The 24,075-nt window shown below is 71.3% G+C and carries 17 protein-coding genes; 6 read left to right on the top strand and 11 right to left on the bottom strand.

Translation table 11 applies throughout. From position 1 onward, the window contains the following. Window positions 1–51 precede the first annotated feature (51 nt). Both IEZ27_RS08785 and IEZ27_RS08780 read right to left on the bottom strand, forming a co-directional pair. Complete coding sequence (locus IEZ27_RS08785; protein ID WP_229823690.1) at window positions 52–1,473, bottom strand: penicillin-binding transpeptidase domain-containing protein; 1,422 nt, start codon at window positions 1,471–1,473, stop codon at window positions 52–54. A gap of 36 nt (window positions 1,474–1,509) precedes the next feature. Next, complete coding sequence (locus tag IEZ27_RS08780; protein WP_189646745.1) at window positions 1,510–1,869, bottom strand: MerR family transcriptional regulator; 360 nt, start codon at window positions 1,867–1,869, stop codon at window positions 1,510–1,512. Window positions 1,870–1,949: 80 nt separating this feature from the next. On the opposite strand from IEZ27_RS08780, the gene IEZ27_RS08775 reads away from it, so the two are divergent. Then, window positions 1,950–2,873 carry an aldo/keto reductase gene (locus IEZ27_RS08775; protein WP_189646744.1) on the top strand — a complete coding sequence of 308 codons (924 nt, stop codon included), beginning with the start codon at window positions 1,950–1,952 and terminating at the stop codon, window positions 2,871–2,873. A gap of 5 nt (window positions 2,874–2,878) precedes the next feature. Here IEZ27_RS08775 and IEZ27_RS08770 read toward each other — a convergent pair whose 3' ends face one another. Continuing rightward, window positions 2,879–3,517 carry a TetR family transcriptional regulator gene (locus tag IEZ27_RS08770; RefSeq protein ID WP_189646743.1) on the bottom strand — a complete coding sequence of 213 codons (639 nt, stop codon included), beginning with the start codon at window positions 3,515–3,517 and terminating at the stop codon, window positions 2,879–2,881. Between the two features lie 89 nt (window positions 3,518–3,606). Here IEZ27_RS08770 and IEZ27_RS08765 point away from each other — a divergent pair, with 89 nt between their 5' ends. Continuing rightward, window positions 3,607–4,923 (top strand): GH1 family beta-glucosidase, encoded by a 1,317-nt coding sequence (locus tag IEZ27_RS08765; protein ID WP_189646742.1) that lies wholly within the window; start codon window positions 3,607–3,609, stop codon window positions 4,921–4,923. Here the strand turns inward: IEZ27_RS08765 and IEZ27_RS08760 are convergent. Beyond that, a complete protein-coding gene (locus tag IEZ27_RS08760; protein WP_189646741.1) occupies window positions 4,905–5,801 on the bottom strand; it encodes a coiled-coil domain-containing protein in 897 nt (298 codons plus the stop codon). The two genes, IEZ27_RS08765 and IEZ27_RS08760, sit on opposite strands and share 19 nt — an antisense overlap. A 215-nt stretch (window positions 5,802–6,016) precedes the next feature. On the opposite strand from IEZ27_RS08760, the gene IEZ27_RS08755 reads away from it, so the two are divergent. Beyond that, entirely contained in the window at window positions 6,017–9,028 is a 3,012-nt protein-coding gene (locus IEZ27_RS08755) for a M14 family metallopeptidase (protein WP_189646740.1), read from the top strand. Between the two features lie 126 nt (window positions 9,029–9,154). Then, window positions 9,155–10,588: an aldehyde dehydrogenase gene (locus IEZ27_RS08750; RefSeq protein WP_189646739.1), complete on the top strand. Its 1,434-nt coding sequence runs from the start codon at window positions 9,155–9,157 to the stop codon at window positions 10,586–10,588. Between the two features lie 222 nt (window positions 10,589–10,810). On the opposite strand, the gene IEZ27_RS08745 is transcribed toward IEZ27_RS08750, so the two are convergent. The 5 genes from IEZ27_RS08745 to IEZ27_RS08725 all read right to left on the bottom strand — a co-directional run bounded on the left by IEZ27_RS08745 (window position 10,811) and on the right by IEZ27_RS08725 (window position 17,726). Next, on the bottom strand, window positions 10,811–11,563 hold the full coding sequence (locus IEZ27_RS08745) for an alpha/beta hydrolase (protein ID WP_229823686.1): 753 nt from the start codon (window positions 11,561–11,563) through the stop codon (window positions 10,811–10,813). A gap of 10 nt (window positions 11,564–11,573) precedes the next feature. Then, complete coding sequence (locus IEZ27_RS08740; RefSeq protein WP_189646738.1) at window positions 11,574–13,997, bottom strand: LuxR C-terminal-related transcriptional regulator; 2,424 nt, start codon at window positions 13,995–13,997, stop codon at window positions 11,574–11,576. Between the two features lie 36 nt (window positions 13,998–14,033). Further along, entirely contained in the window at window positions 14,034–14,462 is a 429-nt protein-coding gene (locus IEZ27_RS08735) for an AMP-binding protein (protein ID WP_189646737.1), read from the bottom strand. A 56-nt stretch (window positions 14,463–14,518) separates the two neighbouring features. After that, window positions 14,519–16,879: an ATP-binding protein gene (locus IEZ27_RS08730; RefSeq protein ID WP_229823684.1), complete on the bottom strand. Its 2,361-nt coding sequence runs from the start codon at window positions 16,877–16,879 to the stop codon at window positions 14,519–14,521. 100 nt (window positions 16,880–16,979) lie between these two features. Continuing rightward, entirely contained in the window at window positions 16,980–17,726 is a 747-nt protein-coding gene (locus IEZ27_RS08725) for an AMP-binding protein (protein WP_189646735.1), read from the bottom strand. Between the two features lie 313 nt (window positions 17,727–18,039). Between IEZ27_RS08725 and typA the strand changes: the two genes are divergently transcribed. Further along, window positions 18,040–19,890 carry a translational GTPase TypA gene (typA, locus tag IEZ27_RS08720; protein ID WP_189646734.1) on the top strand — a complete coding sequence of 617 codons (1,851 nt, stop codon included), beginning with the start codon at window positions 18,040–18,042 and terminating at the stop codon, window positions 19,888–19,890. 332 nt (window positions 19,891–20,222) lie between these two features. Beyond that, window positions 20,223–22,628 (top strand): hypothetical protein, encoded by a 2,406-nt coding sequence (locus tag IEZ27_RS08715; RefSeq protein ID WP_189646733.1) that lies wholly within the window; start codon window positions 20,223–20,225, stop codon window positions 22,626–22,628. 3 nt (window positions 22,629–22,631) lie between these two features. On the opposite strand, the gene IEZ27_RS08710 is transcribed toward IEZ27_RS08715, so the two are convergent. Together IEZ27_RS08710 and IEZ27_RS08705 are read right to left on the bottom strand one after the other, a co-directional pair. Continuing rightward, window positions 22,632–23,282, bottom strand: coding sequence for a DUF2461 domain-containing protein (locus IEZ27_RS08710; protein WP_125637121.1), 651 nt, complete (start codon window positions 23,280–23,282; stop codon window positions 22,632–22,634). A 21-nt stretch (window positions 23,283–23,303) separates the two neighbouring features. Continuing rightward, window positions 23,304–24,062, bottom strand: a complete 759-nt coding sequence (locus IEZ27_RS08705) for a polysaccharide deacetylase family protein (protein ID WP_229823677.1) — start codon at window positions 24,060–24,062, stop codon at window positions 23,304–23,306. Window positions 24,063–24,075: the final 13 nt, after the last annotated feature.

Genomic DNA, 24,075 nt, shown 5'->3' with positions numbered 1-24,075 from the left:
ACTACCGTTCGCGCCCAGACTCAAATCGGTGGAGAACTCGGCGGTCCGCCGTCAGGCCAGCGCCGCCTCCAGCACCGCGCGGGCGACTCCGGCCACGACGGCGGCGTCGGGGCCCGGGTGCTCCAGCACCACGCCGACCGCCACCTCCGGGGCGCCGGCCGGGGCGAACGCCGTGGCCAGCGCGTGCTCGCCGCCGCTCGCCGCGATCTTGGCGGCCACCTCGACGCCGGGGATCGCCACCGCCGCGCCCGGTCCGCCGGCGCGCGTCGCCGTAGCCATCATCGTGGCCAGGTAGTGGGCCCGCTCGGGCGTCATGGTCGTACGGTACGGCTCGGGCCCGGCCTGGCCGAGGAGCGAGCCGTCCGGCAGGCTCACCTCCTCCACCAGGTACGGCCGCATCAGCACGCCGTCGTTGGCCACGGCCGCCGACAACATCGCGATCATCAGCGGGGTCGCCCGGTCCTGGTCGCGGCCGACGGCCGACAGGGCGGTCCGCGGCCGGTCCATGCCCTGCGGGTACGTGCTGGGCGTCGCCTCCAGCGGCACGCGCAGGTCACCGGCGCCGAACCCGAACGCCTCGGCCTGGTCCCGCAGGATGTCCTGGCCGAGCTGCAGCCCGATCCCGGCGAACGCGGTGTCGCAGGACGTCTCGAACGCGCGCAGCAACGTCGGACGGGACCTGCCGCAGGCGGCGAGCGGCGCGGGCAGCGGCGGCCGTAGGACGGTGTTCACGCGGGCCGTGGGCGTGTACTCGCCGGAGGCCAGCGCCGCCGCGGCCGTCACCAGCTTGAACGTGCCTCCGGGCGGATAGACCTGGTTCAGCGCCCGGTTCAGCAGGGGGCGGGCGGGCGCGTCCCGCAGCCGCGCGAGCGTGGCGTCCAGCCGGGTGGCGTCGAAGGTGGCCAGGGTGTTGGGGTCGTAGGACGGGTAGCTGGCCAGGGCGAGGATCGCGCCGGTCGCCGGGTCGATCGCGACGACCGCGCCGGGCACCCCGGCGGCCTGGAGCGCGTGGTAGGCGGCCCACTGGGTGCGTACGCCGACGGTCAGCCGGATGTCGGCGCCCGCCGCGTCGCCGTCGCTGACCATCGAACGCACCTTGACCTTGGCGTCGTCCCCGGACAGGACGGCGTCCTCGGCCTCCTCGACGCCCGCGGAGTCGAAGAGGGACAGGTAGCCGGTCACGGGGGCGTAGAGCTCGCCGTCGGTGTAGACCCGCTGGAACCGGTACGGGCCGCCGCCGGGCGCCGGGCGGCTCCTCGCGACGGTCGCGCCGTCGTAGGTCAGGATGTCGCCGCGCGGACGGGCGAACCGGGAGATGAGCGAGCGCTCGTTGCGGCGGTCGGCGTTGAGCTCCCGCGCGCCGAACACCTGGACGACCGTGACGTGGGCCAGCAGGAGGAACAACATGGCCGCGCAGAGCACGGCCATCCGGCGCAGCGGGACGTTGAGCCGCCTCGCCCTGATGCCCGCCATGGTCCTTGGTCTAACAACCGGACCACCAAGACAGGGTTACAGAACGCTGCGGTAGTAGGAAATCTTGCGGTGGATGTAGTCCTGCCGCTCGGCCAGCTTGGCGATCTGGGCCTGGACCTGCCGGTCGTGCTCCTCCAGCAGCCTGATGCGGTCGGGGATCGTACGGTCGCCCTCGCGTACGAGCTCGGCGAAGCGCAGCAGCATGGCGATCGGCATGCCGGTGTCGCGCAGGCAGCGGACCATGGCGAGCCAGCCGACGTCCTCCTGGCTGAACCTGCGCTGGCCGGCGGCGTTGCGCTCCACGCGCTCCAGCAGCCCGATCTTCTCGTAGTAGCGGAGAGTGTCGAGGCTGAAGCCGGTCTCCTCGACGACCTCGGCGGGTGTGTACACGCTCACGTGTCCCAGTCTTCCACCTGGAGCGCACTCCAGGTCAACGGCTTGACATGGAGTGCGCTCCAGGCCCGAGGGTCTGCGTCATGAACATCGCACTCGGCACGATCCCGTTCGGCACCACCGTCGGCCTGCGGGAGACCTTCGCCATCCTCGACCGCTTCCACGACGCCGGCGGGACCATGCTGGACACGGCCAACAACTACCCCTTCTGGGACGAGGGCCGCACCGGGGACGAGAGCGAGGAGGCCGTCGGGGCCTGGCTGGCCGCGCGCGGCCACCGGGACCGGATCTTCATCGGCACCAAGGGCGGGGCCCGGCCGACCGTGCCGGGCGACCGTACGCTCGACTCGGCCGAGGGCCTGTCGGCGGCGGCCGTGGCGAGGGCCGCCGAAGGCAGCCTCCGGAGGTTGCGGACGGACTACATCGATCTGTATTGGTCGCACATCGAGGACCGTTCGGTGCCCTTGGCCGAGACGCTGGGCGCCCTGAACACCCTGGCCGAGCAGGGGAAGGTGCGCGCGCTGGGGGCCAGCAACATCGCCGCCTGGCGGCTGGAACGGGCCAGGAACGTCTCGGCCGCGCGCGGCTGGCTGCCGTACACGCAGGTGCAGTTGCGTCACACCTACCTGCGTCCGCGGCCGTTCACCCGGCTCGCGGAAGGCGGCCACATGCTGGCCTCGGACGAGACCCTCGACTACCTGGCCGCCGAGCCGGACCTGACGTTGTGGGCGTACAACACGCTGATGTCGGGGGCGTACACGCGGGCGGACCGGCCGATGCCGGAGATCTACGACCATCCGGGCACCGCCCGCCGCCTGGCCACGCTGCGCGAGGTCGCCGGCGAGCTGGGCGCCACCCCCAACCAGGTCGTGCTGGCGTGGCTGACGGCCGGCGGGCACGTGCCCGTCGTCGGCGTCTCCACGACGGCCCAGCTCGACGAGGTCGTCGCCGCCGCGGACGTCAAGCTGGACCCCGAGCTGCGCGCCCGCCTGGACGCGGTCGCGTAGCGGGATCAGGGCAGGTGGTCGGCGAGGTAGCGGCGGACGAGCTGCTTGCACTCGGCGATCAGCTCGGGGTCGCCGCCGGGATCGGCCCGGAAGGCGAGCTTCAGCACCGCGTCCGTGGCCTCGACGGCCACCACGAGGGCCCGGTCGAGACCGGGGCCGACGGGCGCGTCGAGAAGGGCGAGGGTGAGGGCGCGCAGCCGGTCGGCCACGATGACGTTGTTGTCGAGGGCGCTGTCGAGCGTGCGCTTGGTGCCCTCCAGCGGCGGGCCGCCGGGGGTGGGCAGGACCTCGCCGAAGTCGACCACGGCGAACCCCGGCGTGGTGCGCTTCATGTCGACGAACTCGTCGACGGCCAGGTCGACCAGGTCGGTCCAGTGGCCGAGGTCGGCCGCCGCGATGCGCTCGGTGATGCGCTGGAGGAACGCCTCCAGGTTGCGCAGCGCGAGGGCGCGCACCAGCCCCTGTTTGTCGTGGAAGAACTGGTAGAAGGTGCCGATGGGGACCTCGGCGCGGCGCGCGACCTCCTTCGTGGTCAACGCCTCGTAGCCGACCTCGTCGAGCAGGAGCGCACACTCGTCGAGCATCCGCTCCACCCGCTCCACGCTCCGGCGCTGTGCGGGACGGCGGCGCAAGGTACTCGTCATGTCCTCCATCCTGGCCTATTACCAGCAGGTACAGACCGGCCACTTTGCCGTCCGTTAACATGAGCCATACTCGCATAAAGGGAGCCGAGATGTTCTTATGGGGTACGGCGACGGCCGCGTACCAGATCGAGGGCGCGGTCGCCGAGGACGGCAGGGGCGCGTCCGTCTGGGACACCTTCGCCCACGAACCGGGCCGCACCAGGGACGGCCACACCGGGGACGTGGCCTGCGACCACTACCACCGCTGGCGCGAGGACATCGGGCTCATGTCCGGCCTCGGCGTGAACGCCTACCGTTTCTCCGTCGCCTGGCCGCGCGTGCAGCCCACCGGCGCCGGCGAGGTCAATCCCAAGGGCCTCGACTTCTACGAGCGCCTGACCGACGGCCTGCTGGCGGCCGGCATCCAGCCCGTGCCGACGCTCTTCCACTGGGACCTGCCCCAGGCGCTCCAGGACCAGGGCGGCTGGATGAACCGCGACACGGCCCGGCGCTTCGCCGACTACGCCGCGATCGTGGCCGAGCGCCTGGCCGACCGCATCCCCCTGTGGATCACCCTGAACGAGCCCTTCGTCCACATGGCCTTCGGGCACGCCATGGGCATCCACGCCCCCGGCCAGGCCCTCCTCCTCGACGCCCTCCCCGTGGCCCACCACCAGCTCCTCGGCCACGGCCTGGCCGCCGGGGCCCTGCGGGCGGCGGGCGTACGGGAGGTGGCGATCACCAACAACTGCACCCCGGTCTGGGCCGCCTCGAAGGAGGAGCCGGACGTCAAGGCCGCCGACGCCTACGACATCCTGCACAACCGGCTGTTCAACGACCCCGTACTTCTGGGCAAATATCCCGATTTGTCGGCCTATTCCCCCACGCTCGACTTCATCCACGACGGCGACCTGGAGACCATCTCCGCCCCCCTCGACGCCCTCGGCATCAACTACTACAACCCCACCCGGATCGCCGCCCCACCGCCCGGAGAGGTGTTGCCGTTCACGGACACCGGCATCACCGGGTACCCCACCACCGCCTTCGGCTGGCCGGTCGTCCCCGACGGCCTGCGCGAGCTGCTCACCGGCCTCAAGGCCCGCTACGGCAGCGCGCTCCCGCCGATCCACATCACCGAGAACGGCTGCTCGCAACCGGACGAGCTCACCGGGCACGGCACGGTCGAGGACCAGGCCCGCATCGACTACCTGCGCGCCCACATCGACGCCGTCATGGCCGCGCGGGCCGAGGGCGTGGACGTGCGCGGCTACTTCGTCTGGTCGCTGCTGGACAACTTCGAGTGGGCCGAGGGCTACCACCAGCGCTTCGGCCTGGTGCACGTGGACTTCGCCACCGGCCGCCGCACCCCCAAGGCGTCCTACGAGTGGTTCAGGGAGCGCGTGGCGGCTCAGAACACCGACACGTGAACGTGGTCGTAGTGGTTGGCGGTCACGCCGCCCCGGTCGGACATCGGGTCCCACCCGCCGCCTGACCGGATGTCGTAGTACCGCTGCTTCCAGATGATGTACATGACGCCGATCCGCGCGCCGTTCTTGATCAGCCATTCGGCCAGGGCGTCCCCGCGGTCGGCGTCGGCCCCTGAGGCCATGGTGCCGCCGCGGGACATCATGAAGTCGCAGGCCCGGCCCTTGCCGTGCTCGCCGGGGTCGCCGGGGCGCAGGCAGCCCACGCCGTACTTCATGGGGAAGTTCTGCATGATCTCGGCGCGTACGGCGATCAGCCGCGGGGTCAGGCCCTCGGCGCCGCCGGGCTGCTGGAAGCCGTACTTGGCGAGCAGGCGCTCGATCTCGCGCCGCTTGCCCTGCAGCTCCTTGATCTTCTTCTTCATCTTGCTGATCTTGTCGTTGGCGTTGAGCTTGGCCTCTTTGGACTTCTCGATCAGCTTCTGGATGCTCCGGACACGCTCGGTGCGCTCACCGGCCATGTACGTCAGGTTCGCGGCCTGGCCGAGCGCGTGGATCGGGTCGACGTCCGTGGTGAAGAGCTGGACGCCGTCGAGCGGGCCGGTGATGTAGGTCTGCTGCGCGATGTTCGCCACGTCGGCCTTGGCCGCGGCCAGGCGCGCCGCCAGGTCGCCGGAGGTGTCGGTGGCGTTCTTGGCCTGGACCCTGATCTCCTCCAGGCTCTGGATCTGTCCGCGGTAGAGGTCGTTGAGCCTGCTCGCCTGTTTGGTGAGTCTGCGCAGCTCATCGATGTTGGGATCGGCCGACGCCGGACGCGGGAAGGGAAGCCCGAGCAGCCCGGCGAGGACGACGACGACCGTGACGAGCCGCCAGATCCTCACACCTGTCCCCTCCTCCCACAGACGGACCGAAACTATAGAAGATGATCTTGATTGCTGTCATCTGAACGGCCCAAGTGGCGCACCTTTGGCGAATTTCAGTGCGGTTTGTCGGAAATAAGGAGGACCTAAAAGATTGGGCCTTGTGGAGGGCTTGGTACCGGTCTGAGATGGCGGTCGAACTCGTCTCTGCGAAGGGGCAGACCGTGTCTCGATCCATGACCATCGCCGCAGCCGTGCTCCTCGGCCTGGGCTCCTCACTCGTCGCCGTGACCGCGGCGGCCTCGGTCGATCCGCTGCCGGCCGGCGACCGCATCGAGCTCTACCAGGTGGACAGCAGGCCGGGAACCGCGCAGTCACTCAGGGAGAAGGGCTTCGACGTCGTCCGGCACGAGACCGCCGGCGACAAGGAGCACGTCGAGCTGACCGCCGACCAGGCGGACCTGGCCGGACTGGCCAAGCTCGGCCTCCGGCCCGAGCCCGTACGCAACCCGCAGGGGCAGAGCAACCTCCAGGCCGCCAGGGCCCAGGCGGCCGGCGGCTACACCGTCTGGCGGTCGTACTCGCAGCAGGGCGGCATCGCCGACCAGCTCAAGGCGATCGCGAACGCCAACAGGGACATCGTCCAGCTCCGGTCCATCGGCAAGTCGCTCAAGGGGCAGGACATCCTCGCCGCCAAGGTCACGACGGGGGCCAGGCTGCTGCCCGACGGCGTCAAGCCCGCCACCCTCTACTCGGCCACCCAGCACGCCCGCGAGTGGATCGCCGCCGAGGTGGACCTGCGGCTGCTGAAGTACGTGGTGGCCAACAGGTCCGCGCTGCGCGACCTGCTGAACCGGACCGAGTTGTGGTTCGTACCGGTGGCCAACCCCGACGGCTACGACTTCACCTTCACCGAGGGCAACCGCCTGTGGCGCAAGAACCTGCGTGACAACGACGGCGACGGGAAGATCACCAACGCCGACGGCGTGGACCCGAACCGGAACTTCCCCACGAACTTCCGCTACGACGAGGAGGGCTCTTCGAGCATCCCGAGCAGCGAGACCTTCCGCGGCTCCGGCCCGGCCAGCGAGCCGGAGACCAGGGCCATGGACGGCCTGCTCAACCGCGTCCGGTTCGAGATGAACCTGAACTACCACTCCTTCGGCCCGCTGCTGCTCTACCCGAGCGGGTTCCAGATCGCCACGAAGACCGCGGACAACCCGATCTACGAGGCCCTGACCGGGAACGACGAGGCCCCGGCCGTGCCCGGGTTCGACCCCGACCTCGGCGCGGAGCTCTACACCACCAACGGCGACACCAACGACCACGCCCACGCCCGGTACGGCACCCTGTCCTGGACGCCGGAGCTCGACGAGGGCTGCGACGGCTGCGGGTTCGTCTTCCCCGACGACGAGGCCGCCGTACAGGCGGAGTTCGAGAAGAACCTGCCGTTCGCGCTCGACGTCGCCAGGTCCGCGCTGGACCCGGTCGAGCCGGTCAGCCACCTGGGCAACAGGACACCCGACTTCGTGCTCGACCCGTTCGAGGCCGGCTACGGCACCGACCAGGTCGTCCAGGTCACCGCCAAGCGGAAGCTCGGGCCCGTCCTGCTCAACTACCGGGTCAACGGCGGCCGGACGAGGATCGCGACGACCGGCGAGTGGAAGGGCGGCGAGCGGTACGGCAAGGGCTACGACCGCTATTACCACCGGATGCGCGGCAGGATCACCGGCACCCGGCCGGGCGACAAGGTCAAGGTGTGGTTCAGCGCGATCGGCGGGAAGAGCGGCGACTTCACCTACACCGTGCAGGACGACATCGGCGGCAAGGTGCTGGTCCTGGCCACCGAGGACGTCACCGGCCTCAGCCCGGCCCAGGACGCCACCCAGGCCAGGTACGCCGCCGACTACGTCAAGGCCCTCCAGGACGCCGGGTACACGACCGACGTGTACGACATGGACCGGATGGGCCGCAGGGCCCCACACCCGCTCGGCGTGCTCAGCCACTACAAGGCCGTGGTGTGGGAGACCGGCGACGACATCATCCCGAGATCCCTGGGCCAGGTCGCCGGGACAACGTCGAAGGGCGGCGTGGACACCGAACTCGCGGTGCGCGACTACCTGAACGAAGGCGGCAAGCTGCTGCACGCCGGCAAGTACCCGTCGTACGCGGCCAACAACAACGGCGCGTACTACTACGAGCCCGACCAGCCGGGACACCCCGAGTGCACGGTCCCGGACGACCCGCCGTGCATCCAGGTGTTCAACGACTTCCAGCAGTACTGGCTGGGCGCCTACGTCTTCTTCGACGACGCGGGCACCGACCAGGGAAGCGGGCAGCCGTTCGGCCTGAAGGGCAACGGCGGCCGGTTCGAGGGCTTCTCCGGCACGCTCCAGCCCGGCCACACCAACTCGTACGTGGCCACCTCGGCCATCCTGCCCCCGGAGCGGTTCCCGCTGTTCGCCTCCTCGGCCCAGGTCAAGTGGGAACGTCCGGGCGGTCCCTTCGACCCGCACACCGGCTCCTGGGACGTCTACAGCGGCATCGCCGACGTCTCGTGGAAGCGGCTGACCAGGACCGTCGACCTGACCGGCAGGAGCGCCGGCGACCTGTCGTTCTGGACGTCGTACGACACCGAGGCCGACTGGGACTTCCTGACGGTCGAGGCGCACACCGTCGGCGGCGACGACTGGACCACCCTCCCGGACGCCAACGGCCACACCACGCAGAGCACCGGCGAGAGCTGCAAGTCGGACAACAGCGGCGGCTGGCGGGTGATCCACCCCTTCACCCAGCGCTACCAGGGCCCGGCCTGCGAGCCGACCGGCTCCTCCGGCGCGTGGCACGCCGCCTCGGGCAACTCCGGCGGCTGGCAGCGGTGGAAGATCGACCTGACCCCGTACGCGGGCAAGCGGGTCGAGTTGTCGATCTCGTACGTCAGCGACTGGGCCAACCAGGGCGCGGGCGTCTTCCTCGACGACTTCGCGCTCACCCTGGACGGCGCGGCGGCCGATGAGACCTCCTTCGAGTCCGACCTCGGCGGCTGGGCCGTCGCGGCGCCGCCGGAGGGCTCGACCCCCTCGGTCAACAACTGGTTCCGCACCGACCAGGTCTTCGAGGAGGGCGGCGGCATCGTCACCGCGGACACCGTCTATCTGGGCTTCGGGCTGGAGAGCCTGACCGGCCAGGCCGCGCGTACGGACCTGGTCCGGCGGTCCATGCGGCACCTGCTGGGCGACCCCCGCTAGCGACGCCCCGAGGGGCGCGGCACACCGCTGCCGCGCCCCTCTTGCGTGTACGGACAGAACATGGTTCGGTCGCCTTGAGGCGTACCGACAACAAGCAAGCATTCGGTCAAGCAGGAGGCTCACGACATGCGCCAGCACGACAAGCTGTTCATCGGGGGCGAATGGGTGACCCCCGCGGGCACCGGGACCATCGACGTCATCTCCCCCCACACCGAGGAGGTCGTGGGCCGCGTCCCCGACGGCACGGCCGAGGACATGGAACGCGCGGTGGCCGCCGCCCGGCAGGCGTTCGACCACGGGCCGTGGCCGCGCATGACGTTCGCCGAGCGGGCCGCGGTGATCGAGCGGCTGGCCGGGATCTACAACGAGCGGCAGGGCGAGATGGCCGCGCTGATCACCGAGGAGATGGGCTCGCCGATCACCTTCTCCAACCTCGCGCAGGCGCCGCAGCCGCTCGGCATGCTCCAGTACTACGCCGGGCTGGGCAAGGAGTTCGCGCAGGAGGAGGAGCGTCCGGGGCTGTTCGGGCCGATCACCGTACGGCGCGAGCCGGTCGGCGTCGTCGCGGCCGTCGTCCCGTGGAACGTGCCCCAGTTCGTGACCATGACCAAGGTCGCGCCGGCGCTGCTGGCCGGGTGCACGATCGTGCTCAAGCCGGCGCCCGAGACGCCGCTGGACGCGTACCTGCTGGCCGAGTGGGCGGTCGAGGCCGGGCTCCCGGCGGGCGTGCTCAACATCGTGCCCGCCGGGCGCGAGGTGAGCGAGCACCTGATCTCGCACGCGGGCGTCGACAAGGTCGCCTTCACCGGCTCCACCGCCGCGGGCCGCCGCATCGCCGCCATCTGCGGCGAGCAGCTCAAGCGGGTCAGCCTGGAGCTCGGCGGCAAGTCGGCCGCGATCATCCTGGACGACGCCGACCTCCAGGCCAGCATGGGCTTCCTGTCCATGGCCACGCTGATGAACAACGGCCAGGCGTGCGTGGCCCAGACCCGCATCCTGGCCTCGCGCAGCCGGTACGACGAGGTCGTCGACGCCATCGCGGCCATGGTCAACTCCCAGCCCGTCGGCGACCCGGCCGACCCCGCGACCGGCATCGGCCCCCTGGTGGCCAAGCGCCAGCAGGAGCGCGTCGAGAGCTACATCAAGATCGGCATGGACGAGGGCGCCAAGGTCGTCGTCGGCGGCCTCGACCGTCCCCGCGACCGCGGCTGGTACGTCGCCCCCACCGTCTTCGCCAACGTCGGCAACGACATGCGCATCGCCCGCGAGGAGATCTTCGGCCCGGTCCTGACGGTGATCCCGTACGAGGACGAGGCCGACGCCCTCCGCATCGCCAACGACAGCGACTACGGCCTGGCCGGCACGGTCTGGACGGCCGACACCGAGCACGGCATGGACGTAGCCCGCCAGGTGCGCACCGGCACGTACGGCGTCAACTGCTTCATGCTGGAGTCGAACGCGCCCTTCGGCGGCTTCAAGTCCAGCGGCATCGGCCGCGAGCTCGGCCCCGAGGGCCTGAACGGCTACCTGGAGTACAAGACGATCGCCCGGCTCGGATAGAGGGCGGCGAAGAGGGGCCCCGCGGCGCGGCGGGGCCCCTCTGCCGGGCCCGGAAGGCACCCAGCGTGCCCCCGCGACGCTAGGTGCCGAATCCGCCGCCTACAGTGGGCGACCGCCCGACTACTGAAGTATGTCCCACGTCCACCGCCTGTGCGGTTTCCTTCCCCAGGGACTTGTCTCCCGGCGGATTCTTTCCATCCGCCTTAGGTAGACGCGTATTACTCACGAAAGGTTCGAGGCGATCCATTTACCGATACGCCGGATGAGTTCGGGGCTGGCGGCCGACTCGGCGTGCCCGTAGCCGGGCTCGATCCACAGTTCCTTGGGCTCGCGCGCCCCGGCGTAGAGCTGGTGGGCGTGCTCCAGCGGGAAGAAGGCGTCGGCGTCGCCGTGCACGATCAGCAGCGGCGCGGGCGAGACCAGGGCGGCGGCCTCGTGCGGCGGCATCGGGATCGGGTCCCACGGGCCCCCGGCGATCCTGGTGCGCTTGGCCACCTTGGCGGCGAACCTGCCGAACGGCCGCTCGATGGCCCAGTGCACCTGGCGCATGGGCCGCGTGCCCCGGTAGTACCAGCGGGCCGGGCCGCTGACCGCCGCGACCGCGTCCACGCCGCCGCGCAGCGCCGCGTGCCGTACGGCCACCGCCGCGCCCATGGAGAAGCCCACGACCGCGATCCGGCGGTAGCCGACCACCCGGGCATGCCGTACGGCGGCCTCCACGTCGAGGATCTCCAGGTCGCCCACGGTCGTCCGGCCCGCCGAGCGCCCGTGGCCGCGGAAGTCGAACGCGAGCACGCCGCCGTACCCGCTGAGCACGTGCGCGATGCGGCGGGCGGTGCGCTCGCGCCACGATCCGGTGAAGCCGTGCGCCATCACGATCCCGACGTCGCCGGCGGCCGAGGGGGTGTGGGCGGCGTCGATGCGGAGACCGTCCTCGGTCCTGAGCATCACCGGGAAATTGGGCGCGAAAGGCATGAATACCAGCTTAAGTGGGGTCAGATTCGAGACCGTGCTCGGTGGCCCACACCGCGATCTGGGCACGGGAGGCGAAGCCCAGCTTCTCCATGATGTTGGCGACGTGCCGGGCCACCGTGGCCGGGCTGATCACCAGCCTCAGGGCGATGGCCCGGTTGCTCAGCCCGTGCGTGAGCAGCGCGGCGATCTCCACCTCCCGCCCGGTCAGCCCGCCGTGCCGCACCCCCGGCAGCGGCCCGGTCGTGCACGACGGGACGTCCTGGTCGCGGTCGAGCACCCGCCCGGCCACCTCCTCGGGCGACTGCCGCGCCCCCTTGGCCCACAACGACGCCGCCCGGCCCTCGCCGAGCCCGCCCCTGGCCAGCGCGAGGATCTGCTGGATCCGGCCCGGGACACCGTACTGGCCGATGGCCTCGCGCAGCGCGGTCGCGGCGGCGGCGGCCAGCACCGCGCCCTCCAGGTCGCCCTGCTCGGCCGCCAGGGCCGACACGGCCATGAGCGCGCGCACCACGCCCCTGCGCTGGCCGGTCCGCGTGCTCAGCGCCAGGCTCTCGGCCAGGTGCCGCCGGGCGGCCGGGTAGTCGTGCATCCTGGCCGCCACCCTGCCCAGCTTGGCCTGGCAGCGGGCCAGCTCGACCCGGTTTCCCATGTCCTCCAGCAGGGGCAGGGCCGAGCTGTGGCAGGTCATGGCGGCCTCCAGGTCGCCGGCCGCCTCGGCCACCGCGCCGAGATGGGTCAGCGCCCTGGCCAGCGTCCAGTGGTGGCCGGCCTCCCTGGCCAGGGCCAGCGCCTCCTCGCCGCGCCGCCCGGCCTGGCGGAGCTGGCCGCGGAAGAGCGCCAGGTTGAGCTGGGCGACGCGGACCGTGGCCAGGTTGAACGGGTCGTCGTGCGCGGTGGCCGCCGCCTCCAGCTCCTCCAGGTAACGCAGCGCCTTCTCGCTCTGGCCGGTACGGAAGAACACGGCCAGCGCCACGCTGTAGGTGACCCCCAGCCAATGGGTGTACGGATGCCTCTTCTGCTCCTCGATCCCCTGCACGACCAGCTCCTCGGCGCGGGCCAGCTCGTCGCAGATCTCCAGCCCGTACGCCAGCCCGCCCTTGGCCACGGCGACGACGTCCGAGGGCACCCGTGACAGGTCGAGGGCGAGCAGCCGCTCGTGCCAGCCGACGGTCTCGCCCAGCTCACCGCGTACGGCCAGGATCGCCAGGGCGGCGCGGGCCAGGCGCAGCCCGAGCACCGGGTCGGCCGACTCGACCGCCCGGTCGACCGCGGCCCGGCAGTCGTCCAGCAGCGCGCGGCCCCTGGTGAAGTGGGGGACGCGGGCGGCCCAGGGCAGGCGCGGGTGGAGCGCGCCGGCCTCGTAGCAGTGCTCCATCTCCTCGCAGACCACCCGCAGGTGCCGGTCGCGCAGCCGCGCGGACTCGCCGGCCTCGGCCAGCCGCTCGGCGGCGTACTGCCTGATGGTCTCCAGGAGGCGGTAGCGCCCGTCGAGGTGCAGCACCAGGGACTTGTCCACCAGGCCGCTGAGCAGGTCGAGCAGTTCGGCCCTGCGCACGATGCCGCCGTCGGCGCACACCCGCTCGGCCAGGGCCAGGTCGAACAGCCCGGCGAAGACCGACAACCGGCGCAGCAGCACACGTTCCTTGGGCCGCAGCAGGTCGTGGCTCCACTCGACGGTGGCGAGCAGGGTGCGCTGACGCGCGGGCGCGGTACGGTCGCCCCTGGTCAGCAGGGTGAACCGGTCGCCGATGCGGTCGGCGATGCGCCCGGGGCTGAGCAGGCTCGTACGCGCCGCCGCCAGCTCCAGCGCGAGCGGCAGGCCGTCGAGCGCCCGGCACAGGCGGACGACGTCGTCCATGCTGCCGGTCACCGAGCGGGCCCCCGCCGCCAGCGCCCGTTCCACGAACAGCGACACGGACTCGGCGTCGGGACGGTGGTCGTCGGGCAGTTCGAGCGGCGGCACCCGCCAGACCAGCTCGCCCGGGATGTGCAGCGGCTCCCGGCTGGTGAGCAGGAAACGCAGCTCGGGGCAGTCGGCGATCAGGCCGGCGACCAGCTCGGCGCAGCGGTCGACCAGGTGTTCGCAGTTGTCGAGCACGATCAGCGCCCTGGCCTCGCGCAGCCGTACGCGCAGGCCGTCGAGCAGCCGCGCGGGCGTCTCGTCGCGTACGCCGAGCACCCCGGCCATCTCGCTGACGATCAGCGCGGGGTCGGCGAGGCGGGCCAGTTCGACCAGCCACACGCCGTCGGCGAAGCCCGGCGCGGCCCTGGCCGCCACCCGCAGCGACAGGCGGGTCTTGCCGATGCCGCCGACGCCGCTGAGCGTGATCACCCGTTCCTCGTGGACCAGAGCGCTCAGCTCGGTCACGTCGCGGGCCCGGCCGACGAAACGGTTGGGCTCTGCGGGCAGGTTGTGCGTAAGTGGCGGAGTCATGTCGGTGCCCAGGGTCAGCGGAGGATCACATTTCCGCTAGTCTCCACTGCCGGCCGGCCCGGCGCGGTCACTTTCCGTTGACTGTTCATGACTCTTCGGATACGGATGTCGTCCGCTCAGGTCGGCGACGCTCATCACGATCCGCACCCGCGACTCCTCGGCGGCCTCCAGCGCCGCCGGCACGTCGGAGATCATCACCCGCGCGCCGCTGGCCCTGATGCGCTCGCCGAGCCCGGCGCGGTCGAGGTCGACGGGCACCGGCCACACGACGCCGCCCGCGGCGATCACCGCGTCGGCCGCCACCAGCAGGTCGGGCCCGACCGGCAGGCAGACGAGCACCGTGTCGCCGGCGCGCACGCCTCTGCGCCGCAACTGGACGGTCGCCACCGCCGACCGTTCGTTCAGTTGCTTCTCGGTGAGCTTCAGGCCCGTGCCGAAGTCCACCATGACGATGTGCTCATCCATGACGCCCACGGTAGGGATGGGGGCACGTACGTACATGGGGCGGAATATGCAGATCCTTATGCAGATGCGCCGGGCTGCTCGGCGGCCCACACCGCGATCTGCGCGCGGGAGGTGTACCCCAGCTTCTCCATGATGTTGGCGATGTGCCGGGCGACCGTCGCGGGGCTGATCACCAGTTCCTCGGCGATGGCCCGGTTGGACAGGCCGCGGGTGAGCAGGCCCGCGATCTCCAGCTCGCGGGCGGTCAGCAGCGAGTGCCGTACGGGCTCGGCCGGGGGCGGCGGCGCGGACCGCTCCCCCTCCAGCACCTGGCGGGCGGCGTCGTAGGGGCTCATCGCCCGGCCGCGGGACCACAACGAGGTGGCACGGCCCTCGCCGAGCTTGGCGCGGGCGCGCGAGAGCAGTTCCTCGATCCTGGTCGTGACCGACTGCTGACCGATCGACTCGCGCAACGTGGCCGCGGCCGCGGCGGCCAGCACCGCGCCGTCGAGGTCGCCCTCGTGCTCGGCCAGCACCGACAGGCCCACCAGGCACCGGGCCACGCCCTGCCGCTGGCCGGTCTGGCGGCCCAGCGCGAGGCTCTCGGCCAGCCGTTCCCTGGCGGCGTCGAACTCGCCCAGCATGGCCGCGACCCGCCCGGCCCTGGCCAGGCAGCGTGCCAGCTCCGAATCGCTGCGCAGCTCGCGCAGCCACGGGACGGCCAGCTCGTACTGGGACCTGGCGGTCTCCAGGTCGCCGCGGGCCTCGGCCACCGCGCCGAGCTGGGCGGCCATCCTGGCCATGAGCCAGCGGTGGCCGTGCTCGCACGCCCGGGCCAGGGCCTCGTCGCCGAGCCGCTGGGCCTCGCGCAACCGGCCCCTGGTCAGCGCCACCGCCGACAACCCGGCCAGCCCCGCCGCCTGGTTCCAGGCGTCGCCCGACTCGTCGGCGTCGGCCAGGCCGCGCTCGGCGTGGTGCAGCGCCTCGTCGGCGCGGCCCATGCGCAGCAGCACGATGACCATGAGGCTGTGCATGACGCGGCGGGTGAACGCGTTGCCCTCGCCCAGGCCCGCCAGGCTCTCCTTGGCCACCTCCAGCGAGCGGCCGAGCTCGTCGCGGGCCTCCAGCCCGTAGGCGAGGTACGCCTTGGCCTGCGCGATCTGCTCGTCGGGAACGAGTTCGAGGTCGAGCGAGAGCAGCCGCTCGATCCAGCCGACGATCTCGGTCAGGTTGCCGGCGATCGGCAGCAGGGCGGTGCTGGCGGCGCACAGGCGCAGGCCGAGCTGCACGTTGCCGGACCCGGCGGCCCAGTCGAGGGCGGCCCGCTGGTCGTCGAGCAGCCGTTTGCTCGCCATCAGGCACTCCAGCCGCTCCGGCCAGGGCACGCCGGGCCGTACCGTCTCGGCCGCGAAATGGCGTTCCTGAAGGTCGCACAGGACGGTGAGGTGCCGCTCGCGCAGGACCTCGCGCTCGCCGGCCCGCTCCAGCCGCTTCATCGCGTACCGCTTGATCGTCTCCAGCATCCGGTAGCGCCTGCGTTCCTCGTCGCACAGCACGAGGGACTTGTCGACCAGGCCGCCGAGGAGGTCGACGATCTCGGCCCTCATGATGGGACGTCCGGCGCAGACCTGCTCGGCGAGATCGAGGTCGAAGTCGCGGGCGAAGACCGACAACCGGCGCAGCAGCACCTGCTCCTTGGCCGACAGCAGGTCGTAGCTCCACTCGACGGTGGCCAGCAGCGTGCGCTGCCGCGCCGGAGCCGTACGGCCGCCGGTCGTCAGCAGGGAGAATCGGTCGTCGAGCCGGTCGGCGATCTGCCCGGGACTGAGCAGGCTCGTACGCGCCGCCGCCAGCTCCAGCGCCAGGGGCAGCCCGTCGAGCGCCTGGCACAGGCGGACGACGGCGGGCAGGCTGCCGTCCCCCAGCCTGGTGCCGGCCGCGGCGGCGCGGTCCATGAACAGCTGCACCGACTCGGCGTCGGCGTAGCCCATCTCGGGCAGGTCGAGCGGCGGCACCCGCCAGATCAGCTCGCTCGCGATGCGCAGCGGCTCGCGGCTGGTGGCCAGGATGCTCAGCCGGGGACAGCAGGCGATCAGCTCGGCGGCCAGCTCGGCGCAGCCGTCGACCAGGTGCTCGCAGTTGTCGAGCAGCAGCAGGCAGCGCAGGTCGCGCAGCCTGGCGGTGACGGTGTCGAGCAGCGGCCGGCCGCTCTCCTCGCGCACCCGCAGCACGCGGGCGATCTCCTGGACGATCTGCTCGGGACGGCCGACCCTGGCCAGCTCGACCAGCCAGACCCCGCCGGGATAGGCGCCCACCAGCCCGGCGGCCACCCGCAAGGCCAGCCGGGTCTTGCCGATGCCGCCCACGCCGCACAGCGTGACCACGCGCGTCTCGCCGAACAGCCCGCGCAGGTCGTCGAGGTCGCGTTCGCGGCCCACGAACCGATTGGGCTCTGCCGGAAGATTGTGCCGGGGAGACTCTGGCATGTGTTCACCCTGCGTTGCCGAAGGATCACACTCTCCCACAGAGTCGTGCTTTTCACAGGCCAAGCGAGCTGACGATCGCCCTTTCGTCCACAACGCGCAGAATGGGGTCGCCCAGCAGCCGCCTGGCCACGTCGTACGGCGCCACGACCATCGTGGCCCTGCGTTCGGCGGCCAGCACGCGGCAGCCGATGACGGTCGGCTCGTTGGCCGCGATCACCACGTGGGCGCCCGACATCAGGGCCAGGTCGAGCACCCGTAGCCCTTTGACCAGGTCGCCGGCCGCGTTGACGACGACGTCGTCCTTGCCGATCACCAGCCGGGCGGCCAGGTTGCGCAGGTCGGCGGCCAGCTCGTCGTGGTCGAGGACGCGCCCGGCGCCCAGCGCCAGCGCCGCCCCCGCCAGCGGGCCGAACTCCAGCGGGCTCGCGTTGAGCAGCCCGGCGAACGGGAACGCGCCCGGTGTGGGACGGAAGGCGTAGACCCGGTCCGCGGCGGCCACGTCGGCGTCGTGACGGCCCAGGGTGATCATCATGCGGGCCGGGCCGGCACCTCTCAGCACGGCGATCCCGCCCGCCCAGGCCACCGCGTGGACCGCCACCGGCAGCGCCGCGCCGAGCGGGAGGTCGATGAGGACGCGGTCGCCGGCCGTCAGCCCGTCGCGGCGCAGCCCGGCCGCCGCGCGGGTGACCCGCCTGGCGAACTGCGCGTACGACAGCACCTCGCCGGTCCTGACGTCGCTCACCGCCGGCTGGTCGCCCTTGCTCGGTGCCGAGCCCATAACCAGCTCTGTCCACGTCATGACGACAATGTAGGGATCGGGACGGCTCCTGCCATGCACACAAATGTGCAACCTGCTATGTACGTCCCGGCTCGCGCCCGTACAGCTTCGTCACGCATGCGGGAATCAGACGCGCGGGCCCACGCGTTCCACCCTTAGAGCGCTGTCGTTCGTGCCCGTCCCCGGCAGTGCGATGCCTCTCGGCAACGACGAGGACGCCTGGGCTTACGCCCTCGGTCACCTTGTCCCGCTCTTGCCACGAGAGGGGATCAACTAGACTTGGTGGGTCGCGACTTCGCGCGGCCGCCCCCACGACACAGAGCGAGAAGTCATCATGCCTTTGAACAGCCGCGACGACCTGCGGAACATCGCGATCATCGCGCACGTCGACCATGGCAAGACCACATTGGTCGACGCCATGCTCTGGCAGTCCGGGGCCTTCCGCGCGAACCAGGACGTCGACGACCGGGTCATGGACTCCAACGACCTGGAGCGCGAGAAGGGCATCACCATTCTCGCCAAGAACACCGCCGTCCAGCACGGCGGCATGACCCTGAACATCATCGACACCCCCGGCCACGCCGACTTCGGCGGCGAGGTCGAGCGTGGGCTTTCCATGGTCGACGGTGTGGTGCTGCTGGTCGACGCCTCCGAGGGCCCGCTGCCGCAGACCCGGTTCGTGCTGCGCAAGGCCTTCGCCGCCAAGATGCCGGTCATCCTGTGCATCAACAAGGTCGACCGCCCCGACGCCCGTATCAAGGAGGTCGTCGACGAGGTCTACGAGCTGTTCATGGACCTCGACGCCACCGAGGAGCAGATCGACTTCCCGATCGTCTACGCCTCGGCCAAGGCCGGTCGCGCCTCCCTGAACCGTCCCGAGGACGGCGGCATGCCCGACTCGGAGGACCTCGAGCCGCTGTTCGACATCATCAAGTCGACGATCCCGGCTCCCACGTACGACCCCAACGCGCCGCTCCAGGCGCACGTCACCAACCTCGACGCCTCCTCCTACCTGGGCCGCATCGCGCTGTGCCGGATCCACCAGGGCGTCATGCACAAGGGCCAGCAGGTGGCCTGGTGCCGCACCGACGGCACGATCCAGAAGGTGAAGATCACCGAGCTGCTGATGACGGAGGCGCTGGAGCGCAAGCCCGCCGAGCAGGCCGGCCCCGGCGACATCATCGCGATCGCGGGCATCCCCGAGATCATGATCGGCGAGACGCTGGCCGACCCCGAGGACCCGCGCCCGCTGCCGCTGATCACCGTCGACGAGCCCGCGATCTCGATGACGATCGGCACCAACACCTCGCCGCTGGTCGGCAAGGTGAAGGGCTCGAAGGTCACGGCCCGCATGGTCAAGGACCGGCTCGACAAGGAGCTGGTCGGCAACGTGTCGCTGCGCGTGCTGCCCACCGACCGTCCCGACGCCTGGGAGGTGCAGGGCCGCGGCGAGCTGGCGCTGGCCATCCTCGTCGAGCAGATGCGCCGTGAGGGTTACGAGCTGACCGTGGGCAAGCCGCAGGTGGTCACCAAGACCATCGACGGCAAGGTGCACGAGCCGGTCGAGCGCCTGACGGTCGACTGCCCCGAGGACTACCTCGGCGCGGTCACCCAGCTCCTGGCGGTGCGCAAGGGCCGCATGGAGCACATGACCAACCACGGCACCGGCTGGATCCGCATGGAGTTCGTGGTCCCGGCCCGCGGCCTGATCGGCTTCCGCACCGAGTTCCTGACCGAGACCCGCGGCACCGGCCTGGTCCACCACGTGTTCGACTCCTATGAGCCGTGGTTCGGCGAGCTGCGCACCCGCAACAACGGCTCGCTCGTGGCCGACCGGTCGGGCCCGGTGACCGCGTTCGCCATGCTCAACCTCCAGGAGCGCGGCGTGCTGTTCGTCTCGCCGACCACCGCGGTCTACGAGGGCATGATCATCGGTGAGAACTCGCGTTCCGATGACATGGACGTGAACATCACCAAGGAGAAGAAGCTCACCAACATGCGCTCGTCCACGAGCGAGGAGACCGAGAAGGTCATCCCGCCGCGCACGCTGTCGCTGGAGCAGGCGCTGGAGTTCATCCGCGAGGACGAGTGCGTGGAGATCACGCCCGACGCGGTCCGCATCCGCAAGGTCGTGCTCGACGCCGCCACCCGGGGCCGCGCCGCGGCCCGCGCCAAGCGCGCCTGATTCGTTCTCCGCTCGTTCGGAACCGCGTGTCACTTTTCCGGTGGCACGCGGTTTTCGTGTCAGGGGAGTCTGTCAACGATGGCCCTGCGCACGTGCGATGGAACGTTTCTCCCGTGCCGCGCTGTAAAGAAGGGCTGTTATGGGAGCAGCTGTAATGACACCGTGACCCTACGCCATAGAACATTTCGGCGGTCAAGAGAATCATCCCCATTGTGGGTAAGCTCCGGATGGCAATCTCATTCGGGCTGGCTCTGGTGTCGTTCGGGGCGATTGTTTGGTGCACCATCGCAGCCAGACCCGTGACCGGGTCCGAGAGACCCAAGAGCACCGTCGTGACCAACCCGTGGGCGGCCGCCGCCGCCCGCGCCGATCCCGCCGTCGGCTGGGCCCGTACGGCCACCACCGAGGTCTCGCTCACCCGGGCGCGCACCGCCGATCTCGGCGCCGTGCCCAAGGGGCGCATCGATCCCCGGCAGCGCCAGGTCAGGATCACCGTCAGACATCGGCTGGGCATGCGTCCCGACGATCCGCTGGCCGAGGCGCTGCGCCAGGGCGGCGGCTTCCCCGGCACGCTCCAGCAGGCGACCGACTCCGGGTTCGGCGCGCTGAAGGTGGACGGCCAGAGCCTGGCGCCCACCACCCGGCTCGCGCCGGTCGTCGTCTCCTCGCCGAAGCAGGTCACGGCCGAGTTCACGGTGACGCTGCTGCGCCAGGTCAAGATCGAGGAACTGCTGCGGTTCGACTTCACCGCGCCGACCGCGTTCCCGCTGATCGTCGTGGTCCGTACGGTCACCGTGCTGCCCGGCGAGTGGGCCGTGCTGCGCGTCGAGGGCATCCAGCCGGAGCGGCAGGAGAGCGAGCTGATGCGGTTCTCCGTCGGCGCCTACCCGGTGAGCATGACGCTGGCGCCCGACTCCTACGGGTTCCCGGACGTGGCCGAGGAGGACGACTTCTCGTGGGCCACCGCGCTCGGCGTGCTCACGGCGTGCGCGCTGGCGGTGTTCCTGGTGCGCTCGCTCGGCCTGCGGTGGTGGCAGCGGGTGCCCAACAGGGAGCTGGTCATCGCCCTGGCCATCGCCGCGCCGGCCCTGCTGATCCCGCTGGTCGCCGAGGAGTGGTCGCCGGTCGCGTACGTGATCCTGTTCGTCGCGGTGCCGGTGATGGCGGTGCGGCACGCCGGACGGGTGTTGCCCACCAGCCCGCCGTGGACCGTCCGCGACCTGCTCACGGTGACCGGGCTCGGCGTACTGGTCGGGATCGGCATGCTGAGCTGGTCGTGGCTGCACGGCCAGCTCCCCGGACGCACGCTGCTGACCGGGGCCGCGATCGCGGCCCTGTCGGCGGCGGGCGCGGCGATCGGCTTCAGCCTCGACCTCGGGGTCAGGCCGGTGGTCGTCCGGCTGGCCGCGTTGTGGGCCGAGGCCGCGATCGGGCTGCTGGCCCTGGCCCTGTGGTCGCGGGCGCTGCTGAGCGGCGTCTACCCGCCCGACAGCGTGCGCCTGGTGCTGGCGCTGAGCTGGGCGATGATCCCGGTCGCGGCGGTCGCCGTGGCGACCAGGCGGTGGAGCCGCGGCGCGGTCGTGGGCGCGGTGGTGGTGAGCCTGCTCGTGCAGGGCTGGCCGACGGAGTGGCTGGACGCCGGGTCGTGGAGCCTGGCCGTGCCCCGCGCGGTCGTGCCGACGATCGGGACCCTGCCGCTCGACCCGCTGGTCCGCGGGGTGCTCGGGCTGCTGCTGCTCGGGTTCGTGATGCTGGTGCTGCGGCTCTGGCGGCTGGGTTGCCAGGTGTCGGCCGTGCGCAACCCGGCGGCCGAGTCGACGATGATCGTGGTGCTGATGGTGCTCTACATCACGCCCGGCGGCAGCACGACGCTGGCCGACATCGACGTGCCGCTGCCGTTGCTGGCGATCACCTCGATCGTGGCCTGGGTGACCGCCCGCTGGCTGCTCACCGGGCCGCGTACGGTCGTCGTCGAGCCGGACACGCAGGAGGAGCACCGGCAGTTCATCAGGGCCGCCCTGCACAAACGCCTGCTGCTCCTCGCCGAGCAGGAGTTGTACCGCACGGGACGGACCAGGCTGGGCGCGGACATGTCGATGGAGGAGTTCGACCAGCGGCGGCGGGCTCTGGAGTCGGCGCTGCGCGAGCACGGACGGCACCCCGAGACCGCCTTCGCCACGGCGGCGGGCTGCACGCCGTGGCACAACGGCCTGTCGGCCTTCACCGTCAGCCTGCTGCTGAGCCTGCCCTTCGCGCTGGTCTTCGGCTGGCCGGAGGGCGCGGACCTGACCGGTTTCCTCTTCGACGGCCGCTACCTGCTCACCCTGCCCGCGTTCGGCTTCCTGTTCGGCTACTTCTACCCGCGGGTACGCGGCACCCAGCCGATGACCAAGGCGCTGCACCTGGCCGCCGCGGCCCTGCTGACCAGCCTGGCCGGGTATCTGTCGACGCTGGTCGAACCGGATATCGGGGCCTTCGACAAGGCGCAGGTCGTGGCGATCGTGGTGGGACAGGTGATGATGGTCTGCGTCGGGCTCGGGCTGTTCTGGGAGTGGCGGATCATGCACCTGGCCGACGAGCCGTGGGCCCGGGTGCGCAACCTGCGCAGCGTACGCAGCCTGGCCGCGCCGGCGCTGGCCCTCGTGCTGGCCGCGGGCACGACGGCGGCCAGCTCGGTGGCCGGGCAGACGGTCGACCGCATCCTGAAGGGGGACCAGGTCACGACGGGCCAGCGATGAGCCTCACCGGCGCGGCAGCTCGCTGCCCCTGACGTGCGCGCACTGCCATTCGACCAGCGCCGCGCAGTCGCGCCAGACCCGCTCGACGCGCTCGCGCACCTCTGCCGTGTGCACCCACGGCTCAGGCTCGTGACGCACGCCGGCGAACAGCGACTTGTGGCGCAGCAGCTCGATGCGCGGATGGTCCTCGCCGAAACCGCGCGGCTTGGTCTTCAGGCACTCGCCGCCGATCGTGTATCCGGCGTCGGCGAGCTTGGCGACGATCGACTCCAGCGGCTTGCCGGTCAGGTCCTCGTCCACCGCCGCGCGGTAGCGGGCGACCTGGTCGGGGGCCTGGGTGTAGCGGCCGCCGGCGGCGTACAGGCCGGCCGCGCTGATCTCGACGTAGAAGCCGATGCCGGGCATCAGGTCGACGAAGGCGCCCTGATGCGTCTTGTACGGCGTCTTGTCCTTGGAGAAGCGCACGTCGCGGTAGGGCCGGAAGAGCTGGGCCGGGCCGAACTCGGCCGCCAGCTCGTCGGTGAGCTCCGTCATGGGCGCGCGGACGGCGTCCTCGTACAGGTGCTTGTTGCGGGTGAAGTAGGTCTTGGAATTGTCCGCCTCAAGGCCCTCGTAGAAGATGAACGCCTCGTCGGGGAAGCCGGTGAAACCCATGGCCCAAGAGTGCCATGCCGCTCATCGTGCGGTGTACGTGCGGCCCGGCGCGGGGGTGCGGCCGTACAGCTCCGAGACGGTCACGAACGTGAAGCCCTTCCTGGAGAGCGTGTCGAGCACCTTCGGCACGGCCTCGACCGTCGTGGGGTGGATGTCGTGCATGAGCACGATCGACCCGGCCTTGGCGGTGGCGGCGGCCCTGACCACGGCCTCGGGCCTGCGGTGCAGCCAGTCGAGGGTGTCGACGTCCCACAGGATCTGGGCCAGGCCCTCGCGGCGGGTCTCGGCGGCGACACGGTCGTCGGTGCTGCCGTACGGCGGGCGCATCATCCGCATCCGGACCCCGGTCAGCCGGCGGACCAGCTCTTCGGTCTGGCCCAGTTCGTGCCGCACTCCCTCGGGCGACAGGCCGGTCAGCGCCGGGTGGGACCAGGAGTGGTTGCCGATCTCGTGGCCCTCGTCCACGATCCGGCGGGTGAAGCGCGCGCCCGGGTCGGCGGCCACCATCTGCCCCAGCACGAAGAACGTGGCCCTGACCTCGCGTTTGTGCAGCAGGTCGAGCAGCTTGCCGGTGTAGGGGCCCGGACCGTCGTCGAAGGTCAGGGCCACACACTTGATCCTGCCGCAGTCGTACCTGCGGCGGCGCGGCCAGTCGGCCTGCTGCGCCACCAGCCGTTTGGCCAGGGTCTCGGCGCTGACCCGGGGCCGGACCACGGCGGCCTGCCGGCGTGGCACCGGTTGCGCGGCGCAGCCCGCCAGAACGAACAGAACGATCGGCAAAGCCCAAATGCGC

The organism is Nonomuraea spiralis, from assembly GCF_014648435.1.
Classification (GTDB): domain Bacteria; phylum Actinomycetota; class Actinomycetes; order Streptosporangiales; family Streptosporangiaceae; genus Nonomuraea; species Nonomuraea spiralis.
This window is presented reverse-complemented; position numbering and strand designations above follow the sequence as displayed.

Bases quoted from the DNA above. Each gene is read 5' to 3' on its own strand.
- IEZ27_RS08770 (WP_189646743.1), bottom strand. From the start codon at position 3,517: ATGACGAGTACCTTGCGCCGCCGTCCCGCACAGCGCCGGAGCGTGGAG.
- typA (WP_189646734.1), top strand. From the start codon at position 18,040: ATGCCTTTGAACAGCCGCGACGACCTGCGGAACATCGCGATCATCGCG.
- IEZ27_RS08765 (WP_189646742.1), top strand. From the start codon at position 3,607: ATGTTCTTATGGGGTACGGCGACGGCCGCGTACCAGATCGAGGGCGCG.
- IEZ27_RS08750 (WP_189646739.1), top strand. From the start codon at position 9,155: ATGCGCCAGCACGACAAGCTGTTCATCGGGGGCGAATGGGTGACCCCC.
- IEZ27_RS08710 (WP_125637121.1), bottom strand. From the start codon at position 23,282: ATGGGTTTCACCGGCTTCCCCGACGAGGCGTTCATCTTCTACGAGGGC.
- IEZ27_RS08785 (WP_229823690.1), bottom strand. From the start codon at position 1,473: ATGGCGGGCATCAGGGCGAGGCGGCTCAACGTCCCGCTGCGCCGGATG.
- IEZ27_RS08725 (WP_189646735.1), bottom strand. From the start codon at position 17,726: ATGACGTGGACAGAGCTGGTTATGGGCTCGGCACCGAGCAAGGGCGAC.
- IEZ27_RS08745 (WP_229823686.1), bottom strand. From the start codon at position 11,563: ATGCCTTTCGCGCCCAATTTCCCGGTGATGCTCAGGACCGAGGACGGT.
- IEZ27_RS08775 (WP_189646744.1), top strand. From the start codon at position 1,950: ATGAACATCGCACTCGGCACGATCCCGTTCGGCACCACCGTCGGCCTG.
- IEZ27_RS08740 (WP_189646738.1), bottom strand. From the start codon at position 13,997: ATGACTCCGCCACTTACGCACAACCTGCCCGCAGAGCCCAACCGTTTC.
- IEZ27_RS08735 (WP_189646737.1), bottom strand. From the start codon at position 14,462: ATGGATGAGCACATCGTCATGGTGGACTTCGGCACGGGCCTGAAGCTC.
- IEZ27_RS08755 (WP_189646740.1), top strand. From the start codon at position 6,017: ATGACCATCGCCGCAGCCGTGCTCCTCGGCCTGGGCTCCTCACTCGTC.